Origin of the sequence: Hathewaya proteolytica DSM 3090 (assembly GCF_900142225.1) — a bacterium.
Lineage (GTDB): Bacteria > Bacillota > Clostridia > Clostridiales > Clostridiaceae > Hathewaya > Hathewaya proteolytica.
This window is the reverse complement of record NZ_FRAD01000009.1, coordinates 1-19,119: the sequence shown is the minus strand read 5'-3', so window position 1 is coordinate 19,119 and position 19,119 is coordinate 1. Positions and strand designations below refer to the sequence as shown.

Sequence of the window (19,119 nt, the reverse complement as noted above, 5' to 3'; positions counted from 1 at the left end):
ACATATATTACTTTAGCGTTTCTCCTTTACCGTCACTTTACAATAACCAATCACCTTTTAAGCCATCAATTAAAAACTTTGTCTTATAAGATTATATAATAGATTTGAACTTGTGTTAATTATCCCTCTTCGAAGAGGCATTTCAACTTTTATAGTTCAGACAGTCTATCGGAAAACACTCTAGGAAACTCAGACAAAACTTCCATCAAGGCGCCTTTCCTTTTCCTTGCGGCTGCTTGAAATTGCTTTTTAGTCTTTATGCGAATTCCCAGCAGTTCAGTTGAAATTTTTAAAGATATCACCCGATCAGCAAATCCGGATTCATAAATAATTATGCTCCTTCTTGTTGGAAGTCCATACCGCATCTGTTTGCTCAACTCAGTCATCAGCTTACAAGCATTTTCGCTTTCCTGATGATTAAACTGTAACAGATCAGAAATGGCATTGATGATAAGTGTTGATGCATACCCAAATCCCTCGTCACAAATATCTATGATTTCACCAAGTTGTATGTCTACCTCTTTATTTCTTCGAATGATCTTAACATTATGTTCGAGTGCGTAATCAAAAATCTGCTTATAGGACAATCCAGCAATCCACATATTGGCGATTCCAAGAAGTTCATTTTTTACGCTGACAGCTTTAATACACTTGTTTTCACTATATTCTATAAGTTGTGGCATAAGCAACTCAAGAATTTCATAAGTTGTCTCGCAACTTATGAGTGCACTAGAATTCACGTCCACCCACTGTTCTATTTGAAGCAATTGATTAATTCCAAGAAGAGTGCGGCTAAAAACAGCCCGCTTATTTGTGCTATTTACAGTATCAAGCAAATACTTTCTGACAGTTGTAAATAGAGTCATCATTCGTTCTTTTTCCTCTTTGTCAGAGAGGAAGTAACCGAATGTACTGGAAACAAGCAAATTAATATCCTGTATATTATCTTCTTTAAGAAATGATAGAAGGTAACTCTCAATTGCATCCAAGCTAAGATTGACTCTGTAAATAGCAGACTTAAAGGTGGATATCTTTAAGGGATAGTTTTCTTCAAATTGTGATACTAATGTTATCACAGCTTTTCCGTAGCGTTCAGCGTGTGTATAACGAGCCAATGCCAATTTATAAAAGTCATACTCTACAGAGGCGTCATATGATATCTCAAAAGTTTCCGGGCGCACTAGCAACAGGAACTGGCTGAGGCAAGACTCAGCGTTACTGGTATCCAGCATTTCTAAATATCCTCTCCAGCGCCATCTGTCTTTAAATATATTTCTTCTGGAATATACAAAAGTTTGCGAAAACAAAATAGTTCCTTCTGTATATAGTCCTGCGCGCCCAGCTCGTCCAATAAGATTATGAAAATCTCGCACTTTGATTTTCTCTTGAGCTTGATATAGACTTGAAATAATTAAATATCGAATAGGCAAATTAACACCTTGCGCTAGGGTTGATGTGCAAACAATGCATCTAATTAAATTTTTCTTCATTGCATATTCTGTGGCAATTCTTATTCCATTAGATATGCCCCTATGGTGAGTGAAAACCCCTTTCAAGGCAGCATCATAATAAATATTGCTTTGTCCATAGTTTTCTTTTATCAATTGTGCTATTTTCTCATGTTCATTATCAACAATATGCTCGATAAATGACGAGACATCTATGCCTCTGGTATTGATTTCAAGAATTCTTCGCAAAACACTGTCTGCAGTATCTTTTCTTCCACAAAATATCGCCACCCCACCATTATGATTCAGCTTTACGGCAAGATAAATTGCTATATCATTATGCTCAACCTTGGTCGTTTGGAAATTTACAGCTGGGAAAAAACGAGCTTTTTCGTTCTTTTTCAGTTTGTTTAATGATTTAATTTCTATAATACGCGGTACAAAAAATTCGAGTTCATTAGGATTCTCCGGATCGAGAAAATACAGGTATCCATATGGCTCCTTACGAGACATTTCCCAGTCAGTAATTGCAACCGTTTTTTCTGTTGCACGTATTGAGTTATCAGCAATCACAACCCCTTCGCCGCCGGTGAACCAGTCATTAATTTGCCCTGCGTTTGGAATGACAGCGGAGAGAAGGAGCCTTTGGGTACCGGCTCTCAAATACATCATAATGGACGAAATTAAGAGCTCATATTGAGCGCCTCTCGAAGCATCATCAAACATGTGTGCCTCGTCAAATATGATTAATCCTGTATCTACAATTAGTTCATTGTCCTGCCTTAGTAAATAAAGCAACTTTTCTGGAGTTAAAACCAAAATGTTCTTGCTGTTTTCTCCGCCAGATTCTAATAATTCAAGCAGATCTTCCATTTCTGGAACATCAGAAAGTGCGTTGACATGAACATGGGAATCATCAAAAAAATCGTTGGAAATATCAACACTTATTTCTCGGCACAATGATCTAAAGGGTGCAACAATAACAGCCATCGAGGTTCTTCCCGATAGAAAAGAAGCTCTTATAGTGATTGACATGGATGTCGTTTTACCAGAGCTAGTAGGCATTTGGATAATCGCTGATTTCCCGGAAAAGACGCCAGCCTCACCAAGCCGAATTTGAGCTGGCCAAAGTTCATAAATACTCTTTTTGTTCTGCAACATTCCTTTCCACTTATCTGCCGACAACCCTGAATATATTGGAAGCAGATTTAACGCCGAGCGTTCTATTTTTATAAGCAAAACCGCAAGCATGGCATCGGTCAATAACAATTCTCGCGGGGAGCCTTGTGAATATATTAGAGAACGAAACTCCACTATAAAGTCTAATTCAGCAGTTTTATGCTGGTGAAAGCAGGTGTCATAAGCTGTGGTCACTTGATGCAAATATCGCGTGTACGAGGTTTCTTGAACAGCAGCCCCCAACGTATTTACATTCAATTGATCTTGAAGCAACAACGCCAGTATTGTTTCAATTCCACCACACCCTAGTTCCAGCTCATCGGTGTCAATCATATTTGCCATAACTTTTGCACTACCAGCGTAATCACATAAATAATATGCGATTGCTCCTAAAATTAAGTAATATTGAGGATAGTTTGGATCTAATTTTGATTTTAAAAAAGCATCAAAATAATGTGATGCAAATTCAAGCTCCTCTTTTTTATCTGCCGGAATTATCCTGTAGGGATTATTTTCATGAAGTACCTGTGCTGAAATATTTCCAATTGCCGCAATTGCAATCAATAATAGTTCATTTGCATTATCGTCTACTGCGATGTGCAATTCATCTGGAACGCTATATTCATACATTTTCGCTTTTGAGCGTGTCTGCTTTAGCAGATATTTTGAATCTCTCCCTATTAACATCTACACGCCCTCCCGTACATTTCATGGATGAACTCCATTAACTTATCACAGTGCATAACTATAAGTTTCAAATCCGGGTCGGCATGATGTATGGTAGAAACCGTTTTAAGTATGTTCTCGGAATAAGACATATTAGAATGTACCGTAGCCGCAGCAAATGTCTTTCGATAAGGGGTATCCGAAGAATTTTGGAAGCGTTGTACTCGTTTTGCTTCTTCCAAATCGTTTCGATCAATTAATCGCTGAACAACTGCATTCAATGTTTCTGCAAGTCTAACAACATCTTTATTGGAATCGTCGACTGCTTTTTGTAGCCGGGCTTTCGATGATGGACGAACTTCACTGGCTGTGGCCTTCACTTCAAAAACTATAAGTTCATCGTTACCACTTATTTTTTTGCCACACTTGTATCCTACAAGATCACTGCCCATAGTTGATGAGTTCTTATTTACTTTGCGGTCGTAACGTGTTCTTGGGACAATATACTCCAGCACATATTGAACGTAATCGGCAATTAATATTTCTGTAAAATCTCCTGAACGCACAGAAGGGCCTGGATTGGTGTTTGCGTCCGGAAACTTTATTTTTTTTAGATATTCATCTCTTTCAAAACCATATCCTGCTCGTAAGACATCTATTTCTGAATCTGCACAATAATGCTCCCGCAAATGCTTTGCCCATGAATTAAGAACGCTCTCGTCATCTTGAATGACGAGTTCATATATAACAATATACTTTCCTTCAGAAGTAATCACTGGTTTTCCCTGAATAAGCCAGTCTAAATATTGAGGTCTCATATGCAATTCTCCTATTTGTTAGGCATCCTGTGACATTCATCCAAATATTTATGTGCGAATGAGATCAACGTCAAAATATCTAATGCCTTTGTTTCTTCTACATTCCAGTTAACTTTAGGAGTATGGGCTGCCGGGTTTCTCACCAAATGATATATAGCTTCAAGCAATTCTTTTACCCCAGTAAACTCGCTTTTTTCACTGTCCGTTTGCATGGAATTAAAAAATAGATACGGATCACCTTTGGCAAAAGCCTTTTGAAATAATTCTCCACCATCAGAAGTCAAGCCGGTTATCTGCCGCACCCGCTCGGCTAGGCCTTTGGCCGCCTCAAATACGGCATCATAATAATCTTTGCGCAAGTAATTCTTAATGCAATACTTTTGCACTTCACTATGAATAGTTCTGTTATAAAGTTCACGTTTCAAATGGTTTACACGCCAATCAACTTCATCTAGTGTTTTTGCCTGAACAACCTCAATAAGCTTTCCTTCATTGTTGACTGACAAACCAGCCAATAATAGCACCCTATTGGTTTCTTCTAAAAGATGATGGTATTTTTCTCTGTCAGCCTGTCCTGTAAAAGAAACAGGATCTAACGCATTTATAAGAAATTGATAGACTCTTTTCAAAGATTTACTGGTGTTTACTTCATTGGCTAAACAGTTGTATAACCAATCGCGCTTATTTAACCCAATTGTATAACTGTAACCGTTGTTAGAATTTCCATCATCCACTAAAACAATTTGACTTTGTTGCAATAACCGTTTCAACTCAGTTTTTGTAAAACCCTCATTCGTATGACCGAGAATGTCGCATAAAGCTTTCAACTGTTGTTGATTTAATATTTTGCTTGTCATCCCGCCACCTCTACCTAAGCTATTGTAAAATCATTAATAAAATTATTATATCACTGATGCACTAATGAACAAAGTAATTTCTGGTTTGCTTTGTTCATTCTGCGAACACTGCCAACAACAAAACTCTCAGCTCCTATATCTGAGAATTTTGTTCTTAGCAGTGTTTATGTACGTGGCAGGCGTTTTCTCTCATTCTGGGCTCCCGCCGCTGATTCAATCCTCAAAGTCAATCGGCTGGCTCATGACGATGCCGGACTTAAATTGGATTTCTACTTTGCTTTCATTGATGACTCTGACTGTCTGGAGCAGCCTGCGGACAAGGTCATCGTCAAATTCCCGCTTTAGATAACCGATTTTCTTCATATAGCCCTCCATATCCTGCAACCGCTGGTCATAGGACTCTGCAAGCTGGCGTTCCCGGATGGCCTTGGCTTTTTTCTTCTTTAATTCCTTAATCTCATCGGCGATGACGCGGTATAATTGCTTATTAGATTTATCATTTGAAGTATGGTCTACCTTCACTTATTTCTCATCTTTTGCTCCGCCAGTTTTAATCCATATATCAACTTCTGATTTTTTAAATTTCCATAACTTACCTACCCGACTGCAAGGTATAGTCTCAGCTTTGATCCATTTTCTAACTGTTTCTATAGTAACACCTAAGTGTTCAGCAATCTCTTTAGTTCCTACACAAGGTTCTGAAACAAATTTATTTTCTATCATCAAAGCACCTCCATGCATAATCATTTTAGTAATTATACTATATTAGAGCAACTTTGTATATGTTTTGACACCATTTAGTGTAAATTAATTATATATAAATACTTGTCTTGCGTCCCAATCTGCCAACACTAAAACCCTCAGCGTACTGAGGATTTTAGTCTTAACAGCTTCATATAAGCATAAACTGGGAATACTACCTGTTCCTGCTCATTCTTTACTCATAATATGCTACCCTTTGCTGCATTACAATTCCAGACTTGAATTGTATTTCTATCTTATCTTTGCCGATTACTTTAGCACTTTGCAGCAGCCGTCTGACCAGTTCATCGTCATATCCTCCTACCGTACAAGTGCTATCCTTGAGGCAATGATCCACATCATCAATCCTCTGACTAAAGGTTTCTGCCAGCCTATTTTCCTGTGTCAGCTTAAGCTTTTTTAGTTTTAATCCTCTTATCCGTTCGGCGATATTATGGTACTGTTCGTCAAAATTTTCATTGATAGAACCCTGCTTTGCATTTTCTTCGATAAGGGTAAGCATCTAACCCTGCAGTTTTTCTATTTGTTCATCATATTCAGAGGGAATATGTCTGGTGAAGTAACTTCCGATGACTCTTATTACATTTTCTCGAAAGGCTCCTACAAATTCACCTTGGTTTTCTACCACGCTGTTTATGTCGGTCATAATTGCCTCATAAAGAGGCTGTTCTTTTAAAGTGGGGGGATGCCTGCAGTTCTTTGTTCCGTTCTTTAAGCGGTTGTCACAGCGTCACACGGCGCTTTTCTGTCCGTACTTTGACCAGGTCTGCCTGCTGTAAGGCTGACCGCATTCTCCGCATACCATAATATCCGATAAAGAGTATTTTAAACTGTATTTGCTTTTTTCTGTCTTGGATTTCTTTTCGGCAGATGGCCTGTATATGGCAGCCCGCCTTGCTTTTTCTTCCTGCGCCCTATAAAAAAGCTCTCTTGGGATAATTGCTTCATGGTTATCCTCAATATAATACTGTGGAACAATTCCTTGATTTTTCACTCGTTTCTTGCTAAGAAAATCTACGGTATAGGTCTTTTGCAGTAATGCATCGCCCATATATTTTTCATTTCGTAGCATTTGATCTAGTACACTAGGCTGCCAAGTATCCATTCCGGTTACTGTTTTGATACCCTCCGCTTTCAATATTTTTGCAATCTTGATGCTGCTGTTACCATCTAAATAAAGCCTGAAAATTCGTCTGACCAGTTCCGCTTCCTCTGGTACAATGACCAGCTCGCCTGTACCATCCAGTGTATTGACACCCTCTTTCTCAAAAATAACACCGATATTCTTTTCCTTAAGTTTTCTGATGTTTTGTAGGGAGTCTACAGGTCGAGTAGACGGCTTCCATAATATTTCTATTACTGCCGCCCCTCACAGAACCGTACGTGCAGTTTTCCCGCATACGGCTCTTCATAAAAATCATTTATTGCCAGGTAGAAACATATATTTTAGGCTCTACTATTGGGTTGTATTTTAATATATTTAGATATTTCTCCCAAGTTAATTTCTTTTGACTCCTTCTATTAAGTGCTATATACAATTGCCTTCGGCAGTAATTTTGGAATCTCCTTAGCTTATTGTGATTGTCTGAAATTCCATAATATCTATAATGACCAACTAATTTCACATTCAACTTTTCAATTATCTCTGAAGGTTTATCATGAAAATGTTCATATAGCCACTGCTTTGCCGCTTGCATTTTAGATTTAAGCTTTTTACTTGATGTATTATGAACAAGTTTATAGTTACCTCTTCTATTTACACCATTTATATGCGTAAATCCTAGAAAGTCAAAAGTTTCTTTGGATTTTTGAAATCTTCCAAACTTGATTATCTTGGTTTTATCTTCTGCTACTTCTAACCCAAATTTTGATAACCTTTCTTTTAGCTTTGCTAAAAACTTTTTAGCTTCGCTTTCATATCTAAAACAGCATACAAAGTAAGTAAACCAAGGGAACTTCCCCCTTAGTTTCTCTCAGAACCGTACGTGAACCTCTCAGCTCATACGGCTCCCATTATTCAGCCGTTGGTAGTATCCCTAATTTCCACTGAGCAAACAATTTTCTATCCCTTAATGCAACACTTCCTAACCAATACTCTGCTCTTCTTCTATGTTTTCGCTTCTTATATTTTCTGCGAACCCATTTAATTAAACAGCCGTTGATATATCGAAGTACCTTATACATCTCTGACTTATAGAAGTGAGTATAATAGTTAATCCATCCCTGTATCTGTTTATTAAACATATTTGATATGTCCCACAAATCTTTATCTACTTTAAGTTGCAATTTCCAACCTCTTACTTCTTTACGAATTGCCTTCTTAGCCTTTTCTGCTATCGCAGGGAGGAAGCTGGTAAAGTACTTACCATACTTACTCTTTGCACCTCTCGGTTTAAACGTATATCCAAGAAAATCAAAGGATATATTATGATAATTTCCTTTTCTATCATCATCTTTGCAATATACAATTCTTGTTTTCTCAAGGTTTAGCTGCAATCCGTATTGCTCAAATCTTTCTTGCAATCTTTTCTGTAGATACCTCGCTTGTTTTAAAGACACGCAATGTGCTATTCTATCATCTGCATATCTCGCCCAAGGAATGGTTTTGAATTCTTTGACCATAAAATCATCAAATACATAGTGTAAGAAAAGATTTGCAAGTACTTGGCTTATAACGCCACCTTGCGGTGTACCTGAGGTTCTTGATACTATCGTTCCATCTTCCATCTGAAATGGTGTAGTTAACCACCTCTGAATGTATAAGATAATCCATTCTTCTTGAGTGTGCTTCTTTACCATTTCTAATAATATGTCATGTCTGATGTTATCAAATAGACCTTTAATATCAAATTCGAGAACCCAGTCTTTTCTCCAGCACCTTCTTCTAGTTATCTCTAGTGCCTGTATTGCTGATTTGTTTGGTCTATATCCATAAGAATCTTCATAGAATATAGGCTCTACTTGTGGTTCAAAATATAGTTTAGCTACCATCTGTGCAATTCTATCCTCAACAGTAGGAATACCAAGTATTCTTATTCCTCCATTTTTCTTTGGAATTGCTACAGCTTTCACAGGTTTAGGGAAATAGCTTCCTGATGACATTCTGTTCCATATTTTATATAGATTATTCTTTAGATTCTTTTCAAAATCTTCTATAGGTTGCTTATCAACTCCGTATGTTCCTTTGTTTGCTTTCACTTTCTCATAGGCTGTAGCTACAACCATTTTAGAGATATTAAACGGCTTTGTTTCTTGCATAAGTTCCTCCTCCTTTCAAAGTTGACTTATCCTTGAAACTGAATAACTTGAAGTCCTTCGCTCCACTTCCATTACAGAAGCTTCATTACTACTATGACTCACTCTGCCCCCATGCTTGCATTGATACTCTTTTCTTACGTTTCTTCCGCTTGAAATACTCTCTTAACATCAAGCCGTGGGTTCCCACGTTCCATACAAACGCCTATGCTAAAGTCATGCCACCTTTATGCCGCCCACCGCCTAATCAGTAAACAGGTTTCCTCTAGACTTATCCTAGTTTAATGACTACCCCCTAGTTTTGATGGGATCTATACGCTTTCGACACTTTCGTAAGTGGCTCATATGTTCATTCATCTTTTTAGCACACACATGACAGTTTAGTACTGCCTTTTACTTAATGCTCAATACCATAGCTTTTGTCTACAGCACCTTAAGGTAGTTTAAAATCTCCGCCTGTACGGCGATTTGGGTGGGCCCTCCACCATCATTTGTATAGCATAGCTATCTTCTAGGCAACCTTTTCAGGCTACTTAGATACGCTTTCGTGGCGCACAATCATCATGCATATTTCCGACTGTAAGCTCCATAAAACCGTTTGTCTTTTCTGAGATAAGGTCTTTAGCCCATCTCATTTGTTCGATAGAATTCATCTTCTTCCTCTCCTTCATTTTGATAATCAAAAAGATTCATCTGCCTTGATTCTGCCTGCTGACGCTCTCTCGGATCATAGTTGGTTATAATAACCTCCGGATACTCGCAACCTCCGTCATACCGCTGGGCTAGGTTATTGATACGGGTAAAGGATAAAATGTGGAAGTCTTTGTACAACTCCCGGATATATTCACAGTCATTGTAAGAAACCATCCATTTACCTTTGCTGGATGCCAAAGTATCCCGGAGCCGTGCATGATCTTCCTTTCGGAACACCACAGCGTAGTGACCCTCGGTTTCATAATACGGCGGATCGCAATAAAAAAAGGCATTGTCACGGTCGTACTGCCGGATCAACGCCTCAAAATCTTTATTTTCCACCACTGTATTTGCAAGCCTTCGCGATGCTTCCCAAATGAGAAAAAATGCTTTCCGCACATCGAATGGCTGGCAAGCATAGGAAGTACAGCCGCTTCCATAGCTGTAACGAATGAGCTTGAAAAAAGCTGCTGCTCTGCGTACATCACTGGTTTTTGCATTCTCCTGCATAATCTCCTTGATGTCCTCAAACTCAGGAGGCGGCAGATTATGCTGTGCAAGCTCCAGTTCCTGTTTCAAATACTCGGTGTCGAATTCCTCCTTTTCCATGAATTTGCGGATGACTATAAATTCATCCCTTGAGTTAATAGGCAAAAAGCCAAGATGTCTTAAAAACTCCCAAGTCCGGTTCTTGACACAGTAGAACATGTTGGCAAGGTTAGCGTTATAATCGTTATATACCTCCATTGCCTTTGGATCAGGCGGCCTGCCAAACGACACCCAGCCTCCACCGCCAAAGATTTCAATGTATCTTCCGAAGTCCTTTGGGAACAGCTTGTAAATGATTTTTCGGAGGGCTTTTTTACCGCCCACCCAACTAATAAAACTATTGATATTGCATCACCTCCCTTAAACGCAACAAATAATTATGTCATTATCATGCCAAAGCCTTGTGACTGTTGGTTTTCAATTGTTCTTCTGGTTTAATAAAAAATACATTTCCTGCATCCAAAAAGCTGAGATACAATTCTCCATCGGAAGTATCAATTGGTCGCTGCTCGAAGCCCTCACCCCAACCGTCTGAAAACTGCCCTGTCAGCTCTGATATAACATCGTCAAGTTCAGCCTGTGTCAGTTCGCCATGCGACTGTACTTCTGTAACACCCCACAGTTTGCCATCCCATTCCTCAACAGCCAGATTAATACTGTACACTTTTCCTCTTAGAACATCGTTATCAAGGTAAACAGCCAAACCACGCTCGCCTTCATTTGAGAGTTTCTCTCGTTCAATAGCAACTAGGACTTCTTCTTTATATTCCACTATTTCATTAGCATCCATATCCTCTGGTTCATTTTCGGTGTCACCCCATTCGTTTTTACGATAAATCTTTGGGAACAGGGGATTCCACAGCCGCAAGGTTTGAAGCTCTTGTTTTTCCATTGCTATCGCCCTCCTTTGATTACATTGATTCCATATCGCCTCACTAAAAAGGCATTGACGATAAGCCGCAGGAGCCTATCATTAATCAGTTCCGGATCGCTTAATTCCGAAACAGTGATATGCGGCTTCCCAGAGTAAAGCTCCTTTGCCATATGAAAGATGGCGTATCCATCTAAATCCACACCATGAATGCAGATAGCTTCAAAATGAATAAGTTGGCTGTCTAAACAACTTTTTGTCTTACTCCAAACAAACGCATCTTCAGAGAGTAAAAAAATAGCGGCTGCATATCCGTAGCTTTCTTCTAACTTCGGAAACAGACCGCTTTTACAGATACTTTGAAATCTTTTTTTATGCTCTGCATTTCTAAAAAGCATTTGGTTCACCTCGCTTTCTCCGAGGTTGCTCGCAGCCTCTATGATTCTTTGCACTCGCAGAGCAAATGCCTGAATCTCTATCTCTTTCAAAAACAACCCTAGCGATTCTTCATATAAAATAGGGTTCGGATTGTTTGGATTCACATATCTTTGCTGGCTTCGGAATGTTCCGCAAGCACGAGGAGTAAATCCAGGAATAAGTTGCATTTCTATTTCTATAGCAGCAAGAGGCGTATCTCTCATAAATTTTGTAATCACTTTAATCAGTCCTTTCTTTTCTGCAAATCGGAAAATAAAAAAAGAGGCTATGTTTTTCAGTAACGAAGAACATAACCTCATGGTTGTTTTGCCCGATGGCAGATTTATTAAATTGTATTTTAGGTTTATATGAAAACAGAGACATCAAGAATTTTCTTCTCAATGCCTCTGGATTTTCGTACATATAAGTATAAATTATAAAAATAATCTATCAAGATGAAATAAGTAAATCATGATGTGAGACTGACATTCTAATATTGAACTGTTATCATTTGTTTGTATTCAATACTTTTACCACTCAAAACATCAAGTTTCACATACAATCCCGCCAAGTTTTTTCCACGTTCGCCAATTTTTAATTGAACACTTGTAGGCTGTACACTTGCAATCGGCATAGAAATTATTACTGTATATTCACCCTTCGGAATATTGAGTCCTTTTCTGCTAAAAGGCTGGCTGGAAAACTCACCATCCTCATTTACACTTGCCTTCGATTGTGCTGAATATGGTAGGTCTGTATTAACTAAATTTATCATTAAGTTGGTATATTGTGGAAGTGAAGTTGAGCCGCTAATGACACATCCTATATTATCGATAATTGGTTGGTATAAATTAAAGGTAGCATGGACTTCGCACCCTCGTACTGGCTGTAATGCTATCCGAGCAGGATTATGATAAAGTTCTCCCATTATTACTGGATTGTCTTTATACATCCAGCGATAATGGTTAAATTCAAACCCAAACTCTAAAAGTATATGCAATATATATTCTTCTAGTTCTTCCTTATCGCTAAAATATATTCCCCCAGGTTTTTCGCTTTTTTGATGTAAGTAGGTACGAATAATATCTGATATGGACATTGTAAAATATTTTGAAAGACCAATCAGAGTTTCAGCCATATATAAATTCCTTAATGATTGATAAATGCGTTCATTAATCTCATCTTCATTCATAATATTGAAACAAAAATCTGACATTAATGATGTGCTTTCCCAAGGTACTTGCGTTCCATTTGTTCGCTTATCAACATCATTACGAACCAGTTTAAATAAGTCTTCTATTTTAATATTAGGCTTTTCAATATGCTCTAAAAGGCATTCCGTAAAAATACTATTCTTTGTCGGCGATGAAGATCCGATAGCAACAGTATTAGGTGAAGTTGCAAAAGCTATAAATGTACCACTACCTGATTTCATTTCTGCTAATCCACCAGAAAAAATGTTTTTTGTAAAAGCAGGCGATGTTCTGCATGCATCTAGAACCATAATGTTGGTTTTTTGCGGATGAGCACTCATATATTCAGTAACAACCCTAATAGGGACTAATCCTGTACTTATCATAATTGTTTTATTATCAATAGGAGTGCAATCAACAGGAACCAAGTAATTTTCTCCATCAATCTGAACACCGTGACCTGAATAATATAAGAGTACTGTTGAATATGATTCCGCTACATTTAAGAAATTGCTAATCTGTTGAAATAAGTCATTTCGAGAATAGTCATATGCTTCAAGCACATCAAATCCAAGCCTCTTGAGAATAGTACTCATATCAACACCATCCTTTGAACAAGACGGCAGGGGATTACAATTTTGGTATTGCTCATTTGCAATGACAATAGCAAGCCCTCTGCTTACGTTCATTTAGTATCCCCCTTATTCATGTATGTAAGCAATATGTTAATAACATTACCACCATCAGTATTGTATTTATCAGCAAGTCTCCACGCATCTTTTTGAAGCAATGGAAGTGCTTTATCAAATGGCATCGTACCTACTTTTTTAAGACACTCAGATATTTCCACATAAATTGCTTGTTCTATTTCTTTTTTATTCATGGTTATCCTCTCTTTCTTATCATTGTTTGTAGTCCTTAACAATACGGCATAGTATGATTTTTTTTCTTAACCAACTGCTTCTAACATCAACTTTTTAACCTGCCATCAGTTAAAATCACCTATGTCATCTATATTTTCCTCTAAAAATCAGGGCAAAAATCGGGCACTTTTTAGCCTAATTTTTGCCCATTTTTTACTTAAAAACCACAACATCTTGTGGTCAGAGTGGCTTATTTATCGTTTTGACCACAACGTGTCAGCAGAACAACCGCCTCAATATGTGTTGGTTGCTATGTGCAGGAAACTTCATTCAACGTTATCTTTTTATATTTCTTATTATATCAAAAAAGCCTCGATTTCTCAAGGCTAGTTATTTTCATTGTATCATTCCATCAATTCATTTATAATCTTGTCAGAACCATTAAATTTATAATAAATTGTAACTGTACTATCTTCAGTCACAACAATTCTATCAACAAACCTATTTAAAATTTCACGAGTTATTTCATTTAGTTCTAATTTCTCATCAACCGTTTGCTTTATCTTTTGAAATAATACCTCATCTACTTCATTATTTACTCTTTTTTTCAAAGTATTTTGTAAAACAAGTAGTTTTTCTAATTCTTGATTTTTTGAATTAGTTATCAAATCATAATCGGGTTTTGTAATTTCTTCAGCAATTAACTTTTCTAATGCCTTAGTTTTAAATGTAGTTATAGCAGCAATTTTACCCTCAACAGTTTTTAATTCTTTTTCTATTTTTATTTTATTCTTAGACAATTTATTTTTAATTGTTTCATATCTATTTTTAGAACTAACATTTTTAGATAGAGTTTTTAAATCTTCCCGTATTATATCTATCAAATCTTTTTCTCTAACAATATGGTCGCTACATGCTTTGCGTCCATGCTTATCATATCTTCCGCATACATAACCTTTTCTATTACGTTTAAAATGAAATCCGCTACCACAGTCAGCACAGTAAATCAACCCGGTAAAAAGATGTATATTTTGATGTGGTCTACTCGGCTGATTTTCACCATTCTTACTGCTGAAGGCCTTTTGTCTTCTACTTTCTAAAAGTGATTGAACTGTCTTAAAATCTTCTTCAGAAATTAATGGTTCATGCGTATTTTCAACAACAATATACTTATCTACATCTATAACTTTCCTTCTCTTGTTTACTACACTGATTGTTTCCTCTCTACCTTGTGCCATTTTACCCAAATAATGAGGATTTTCTAAAATTCCCCTTACCGATGACCCATGCCAAAGTTCACTAGCATTTTTCTTGCCTATGACTTGTGATGGAGTTCTATAACCTTCTTCATATAACCCCCTTGCAATAGCATCAAACCCTTTGCCAGATATGTATTCTCTAAAAATGCGCTTTACATTACCCGGAGTTTCATCATCTGCTACAATCAATTTACCCTCAACTTTTCTATATCCATATGGAGCTTGAGCATGGTGCTTACCTTCTTTTGCACGAGTACTTAAAGTATCTTTTACTCGCCTTGAGGTTGTTTGAGCTTCTTGTTCATAAACCCAGGCATATAATCCAAACATATTTGTATTTCCTTTTGTAGTATCTATTGCTCCGTCCATTGTAATTAAATCTATCTTCTTATTTTCTAATAATTCCTTTAAAGTCATTGCAAATTTTTGATTTCTTGCAAGCCTACTTAATTCTTTAGTCAAAATAATGTCAAATTTATTGTTTTGAGCATCTTTTATCATCTCTTGAAGACCTACCCTTTTTTCAGTAGTTCCAGACTTTATATCAATATAAAATTTATATAATTCCAATCCATTATCCTTAATATAATTCTGAAAAAACTCTTGTTGGTATACTAAAGAATCCTTTTGCTCATCTTTATCAGTAGAAACCCTTACATATACAGCAGCTCTCATTATGCCACCTCCAAATCGTGTGGCACAACAAGACTATTATAAATAGCATCTTCAACAACGCCATCTATTACACTTTCAAACATATTGTCAAAAGATACTGCATCCTCCTCAAATACTCTAACTACTTTTAAATTACTAACATCTTTTTTCATTACGAAAACCTCTTATAAAAATTGAACTTCAATTCTTATAGGGCAAACAGTTTCAATTTATGTCCACGTTATCCTGTTTATGTCTCCACCACACTCAACTGTGTAGATGTTTGGATTTATGTTAATTACTATATTTTCTTTTTTCTCTTTGGAGTGTACTTTTTGATAAACCAGTCATCTCGGAAACTTGTTTATATGAATGATGAGACAGAAGCTCCATTGCTAAGTCAATTTGACTTTTTGAAAACTTTTTTGGTCTGCCCTCCCGATACCCGACCTTTTGTTTTGCTATTTCTCTGCCTTCAGAAGTTCTTTCAACTATCATATCCCTTTCATATTCTGCAAAAGCAAAGAATATATTTCTTGTCAGTTTAGATGACGGAGTATTATCCATTATCCCTATATTCAAAATATTTACTTTAATACCATTTTTAATAAGTTCGTTGATAAGTTCACTTCCCTGAGATAATGACCTTGCAACTCTATCAAGTTTGCAAACAATTAATGTATCTCCTTGACTAATCACCTTTAAGAGTTCATCAAATTCTGGTCTTTGCATTCTTGTACCCGTAATAGAATCTTTAAATATTTTTGCTGCTCCATTTTCTTCAAGCATCTTTATTTGAGCCTCAAGTGAGTTTCCATCTTTTGCTTGGATTTTTGTACTCACTCTTGCATATCCATATATCATTTTATCACCCACTTTTGAATAAATATTTTGAACACTCCTTATCCCTTTTAACTACATATCTACAAATTGGTATTCATAAATTAAAATATTTGAATACCTAAACTTGCTTTTAAAAACTAAATTTATGTAAAACTCTACGATTTTCAGCTATATCAACATTAAAATAGGTTATTAATTTTTAAATTTAAAAGCCTTATAGTTGCAACATATTCACCATATCATAATAAAATATTTTCATATTTTATTTATCTAAAATTTTCGCTACCACACTTTAATCATCAAGAAAGATTAAGATAGGATTTCTACGCATTTTTCTCACTCTTTATGATGCGATAATAGGTACTACGACTAATATCGCACATATCAATAATTTCAGAAATTGAAAACCTCGCATTTTTCAGCTTCAAAACCTTATTCTTTATCTCTAAATTAGCCTTTCTGCCCATCTTTCCATCAATTCTTGCTTTATCAATACCCATCTTTCTTTTCTTCTCTGCAAGTTCCAGGCTAATTACCAAAACATCCTCAATAATATTAAAATTTTGCTTATAATCATAGTACGGCTCTTTAACAGATACCACATCAACACCAATATCTCCGAAGTGTTTTAGTGTATCAATAAGAAGTGAAGGCGCATCTGCTATATCCAATAAACTACGGACCATAACGGTATCACCTGAAACAGCCTTATTTTTAAGTGAATACAATTCAATTCTATCAATACTACCCATATCATCAATAAAAATATTATCTTCCGGTAAATCACAATCCCGAATTAGTTTAAATAATGGTTTATTATCCACTTCATAAATACGACTTTTATTTTCAAGCACATAAGCATATAGCACCTTAATCACCCCTAATTCTCTTATATCCTGTGTCCATATATTTTATAAACACTGTATTTTGTTTTTATAAAGCATGTATTTGTAATCTCATCACATAAATTGTGGAATATTTAACGACTTTTATACTCCACAATTTAAAGTACATTGAAAAAATCGACACTTTGGCCATTTTATATTAAAACCCGTTACAAATCTTTTTATAGTAATTATTTATACCAGACAAAAACATAGTGGTTAAAAATAGTCAGATTAAAAATTGACGCTATTTTTAGCCACTACTTTATATTTAAAAAGTTAAAATATAGGAAACAAAAATTCCTTCTCAACAACCATTGCCATATCGCAAAACGCCCCTTGCATCAAGATTATATAATCATTTTCAAATGCATCAAAAAAGCAATAAGCAGTTTCTGCAATATCAGAGTTATCAATTGATGAGCCAAAACTGTCACGAAGATTATATATTACATTGTTATTTATCACAGAGCAAAAACCATTTTCTAACTCATTATTAGCTTCATTTACAATATCCACAATCTCATCAACATAAGTATCTTTAAATGATAAAATGTTTGCTTCAAGCATGATTTTTCTTTTAGCTTTATCAACCACAATTGAAAACTCACAAAATCCTGAATTTTTATTTACATCAATAGAAAATTTTTCAGCATCAGAACCACTAAATAACTTTTTTTCATCTAAAACTTTACGAAGATATACAAGAGCTGTTGCACTCTTACAAGTCAAATCACCAATTACCATATTGTTATTAACAATTTTATTAAATCTATTGCTATTTACCATATCAAATACCCCCACTTATTATTTATCAATAATATCTAATATTTTATTTTCACTATCCATCACACTTCTAAAAAATGCTGAAACAATTTTAATTTTGTCTTGTTGGTCAAAATTAATGGCACAGGGTTTTGTGTAACTGAAATAAATACCATCTGTTTTTAAACTACACTCGCCGGCAATAAGAGCAAAATTTATTTTTTCAACTAACTCTTTGGCTTTTTTGCTTTTCCCACAACCTTTAGCCTTTCTTTCATAAATCATTGTGTTATAGCTTAAATCATCAGCCTGTTTAACAAAAATCACAAATGGAGCTTCAAATCTATTATCAGCTACAGAAATAAATCCTCTACGAAAATCATCTTGAAGAATAGTGAATCTTTTATTGTCACAAACCTTCTCAACTTCTTTGAACAACTCAAAAGCATAACTAAATAAATTCATACAACTTTTTTTCATAACCTTTTGCAAATCCGTACTACAAACGGGCTTTACAAAATCATCAATTGGAAAATACTTTAACATAATAAATGCCTCCTAAAATTTTTTATCTATATCAAGGCACAAAAAAATGTGCCAGCACAAAATGTAAAGGCACATCAATAAACCCCTAAGGGCAATATCCAATTATAGTATCATTATTTATAATCTTTAACTCTCGTTAAAGAAACCACCACCGTCCGACCGCCAACCTAATAATATACCATAGGTGTGCCGAATTTCTCAGATGTGAAATAGTTAGATTTCATCCTATTCGCATCTCTTACTTTTATATTATACCCTGCAGTAAATACTACAGTCAACACCCATGAACAAAGTTGTTTGTGTCAAGTTAAAGTGGGCAATTTTGTATTCCTAATTTTCCCATTATAAGTTCAGTTAAATTTTTACCCCCGAAGAGTTTCGATTGAAGTCTAAAAGGGGAACACTTATCCCGTCAATTTTTAGCTAAAATTCTCATACTATCTATAAATAAGCTCACTAAAACTTCTTTCCTTAAAAAAATCTTGTATAGCTTTTCGTCCATTAGTTATGGCGTAGCCTGTAAATGGTATTCTTGCTTGTTGTATAGGATAATACTTACTTTTCTTTACCTTCTTATTTACATCTGACGCCGTTAAA

21 protein-coding genes are annotated in these 19,119 nt (G+C 35.9%); all 21 read right to left on the bottom strand.

All coding sequences use genetic code 11. The features are described from left to right. Positions 1-149: 149 nt before the first annotated feature. Complete coding sequence (locus BUA73_RS06030) at positions 150-3,314, bottom strand: DEAD/DEAH box helicase (protein ID WP_072903254.1); 3,165 nt, start codon at positions 3,312-3,314, stop codon at positions 150-152. Continuing rightward, on the bottom strand, positions 3,308-4,111 hold the full coding sequence (locus tag BUA73_RS06025) for a Hachiman antiphage defense system protein HamA (protein WP_072903253.1): 804 nt from the start codon (positions 4,109-4,111) through the stop codon (positions 3,308-3,310). The genes BUA73_RS06030 and BUA73_RS06025 overlap by 7 nt, the downstream gene beginning before the upstream one ends. A gap of 11 nt (positions 4,112-4,122) precedes the next feature. Then, positions 4,123-4,968: a TIGR02391 family protein gene (locus BUA73_RS06020; RefSeq protein WP_072903252.1), complete on the bottom strand. Its 846-nt coding sequence runs from the start codon at positions 4,966-4,968 to the stop codon at positions 4,123-4,125. A 213-nt stretch (positions 4,969-5,181) separates the two neighbouring features. Next, positions 5,182-5,490, bottom strand: coding sequence for a hypothetical protein (locus BUA73_RS06015; protein WP_072903251.1), 309 nt, complete (start codon positions 5,488-5,490; stop codon positions 5,182-5,184). Then, positions 5,491-5,691 carry a helix-turn-helix domain-containing protein gene (locus BUA73_RS06010; RefSeq protein ID WP_072903250.1) on the bottom strand — a complete coding sequence of 67 codons (201 nt, stop codon included), beginning with the start codon at positions 5,689-5,691 and terminating at the stop codon, positions 5,491-5,493. It lies immediately after the preceding gene. 214 nt (positions 5,692-5,905) lie between these two features. Continuing rightward, positions 5,906-6,232 (bottom strand): hypothetical protein, encoded by a 327-nt coding sequence (locus tag BUA73_RS14555; RefSeq protein ID WP_341465305.1) that lies wholly within the window; start codon positions 6,230-6,232, stop codon positions 5,906-5,908. Continuing rightward, on the bottom strand, positions 6,233-6,376 hold the full coding sequence (locus BUA73_RS14550) for a hypothetical protein (RefSeq protein ID WP_341465304.1): 144 nt from the start codon (positions 6,374-6,376) through the stop codon (positions 6,233-6,235). It lies immediately after the preceding gene. A gap of 84 nt (positions 6,377-6,460) precedes the next feature. Continuing rightward, complete coding sequence (locus tag BUA73_RS14545; protein ID WP_341465307.1) at positions 6,461-6,952, bottom strand: recombinase family protein; 492 nt, start codon at positions 6,950-6,952, stop codon at positions 6,461-6,463. Positions 6,953-7,151: 199 nt separating this feature from the next. Next, positions 7,152-7,427 (bottom strand): group II intron maturase-specific domain-containing protein, encoded by a 276-nt coding sequence (locus BUA73_RS13885; protein ID WP_143146978.1) that lies wholly within the window; start codon positions 7,425-7,427, stop codon positions 7,152-7,154. Between the two features lie 316 nt (positions 7,428-7,743). Continuing rightward, positions 7,744-8,988 carry a group II intron reverse transcriptase/maturase gene (gene ltrA / locus BUA73_RS06000; RefSeq protein WP_072903249.1) on the bottom strand — a complete coding sequence of 415 codons (1,245 nt, stop codon included), beginning with the start codon at positions 8,986-8,988 and terminating at the stop codon, positions 7,744-7,746. Positions 8,989-9,606: 618 nt separating this feature from the next. Next, entirely contained in the window at positions 9,607-10,572 is a 966-nt protein-coding gene (locus BUA73_RS05995; protein ID WP_072903248.1) for a DNA adenine methylase, read from the bottom strand. A 43-nt stretch (positions 10,573-10,615) separates the two neighbouring features. Next, on the bottom strand, positions 10,616-11,119 hold the full coding sequence (locus BUA73_RS05990; RefSeq protein WP_093426680.1) for a hypothetical protein: 504 nt from the start codon (positions 11,117-11,119) through the stop codon (positions 10,616-10,618). A 2-nt stretch (positions 11,120-11,121) separates the two neighbouring features. Beyond that, positions 11,122-11,754 carry a hypothetical protein gene (locus BUA73_RS05985; protein ID WP_207649865.1) on the bottom strand — a complete coding sequence of 211 codons (633 nt, stop codon included), beginning with the start codon at positions 11,752-11,754 and terminating at the stop codon, positions 11,122-11,124. Positions 11,755-12,005: 251 nt separating this feature from the next. Continuing rightward, the gene (locus BUA73_RS05980; protein WP_072903247.1) at positions 12,006-13,397 is read right to left on the bottom strand and encodes a caspase family protein; all 1,392 of its coding nucleotides are present in this window, start codon (positions 13,395-13,397) and stop codon (positions 12,006-12,008) included. Then, the gene (locus BUA73_RS05975) at positions 13,394-13,591 is read right to left on the bottom strand and encodes a hypothetical protein (protein WP_072903246.1); all 198 of its coding nucleotides are present in this window, start codon (positions 13,589-13,591) and stop codon (positions 13,394-13,396) included. Before BUA73_RS05975 ends, BUA73_RS05980 begins: the two co-directional genes overlap by 4 nt. A gap of 384 nt (positions 13,592-13,975) precedes the next feature. Next, the gene (locus BUA73_RS05970; RefSeq protein ID WP_072903245.1) at positions 13,976-15,505 is read right to left on the bottom strand and encodes a recombinase family protein; all 1,530 of its coding nucleotides are present in this window, start codon (positions 15,503-15,505) and stop codon (positions 13,976-13,978) included. Next, positions 15,505-15,657: a hypothetical protein gene (locus tag BUA73_RS14065; RefSeq protein ID WP_178139230.1), complete on the bottom strand. Its 153-nt coding sequence runs from the start codon at positions 15,655-15,657 to the stop codon at positions 15,505-15,507. Before BUA73_RS14065 ends, BUA73_RS05970 begins: the two co-directional genes overlap by 1 nt. Positions 15,658-15,778: 121 nt before the next feature. Then, the gene (locus BUA73_RS05965) at positions 15,779-16,348 is read right to left on the bottom strand and encodes a recombinase family protein (RefSeq protein ID WP_072903244.1); all 570 of its coding nucleotides are present in this window, start codon (positions 16,346-16,348) and stop codon (positions 15,779-15,781) included. A gap of 302 nt (positions 16,349-16,650) precedes the next feature. Then, positions 16,651-17,196 carry a serine integrase family protein gene (locus BUA73_RS05960; RefSeq protein WP_072903243.1) on the bottom strand — a complete coding sequence of 182 codons (546 nt, stop codon included), beginning with the start codon at positions 17,194-17,196 and terminating at the stop codon, positions 16,651-16,653. Positions 17,197-17,490: 294 nt separating this feature from the next. Next, positions 17,491-18,000: a hypothetical protein gene (locus BUA73_RS05955; protein WP_072903242.1), complete on the bottom strand. Its 510-nt coding sequence runs from the start codon at positions 17,998-18,000 to the stop codon at positions 17,491-17,493. Positions 18,001-18,018: 18 nt separating this feature from the next. Further along, positions 18,019-18,522, bottom strand: coding sequence for a hypothetical protein (locus tag BUA73_RS05950; RefSeq protein WP_072903241.1), 504 nt, complete (start codon positions 18,520-18,522; stop codon positions 18,019-18,021). Positions 18,523-19,119: the final 597 nt, after the last annotated feature.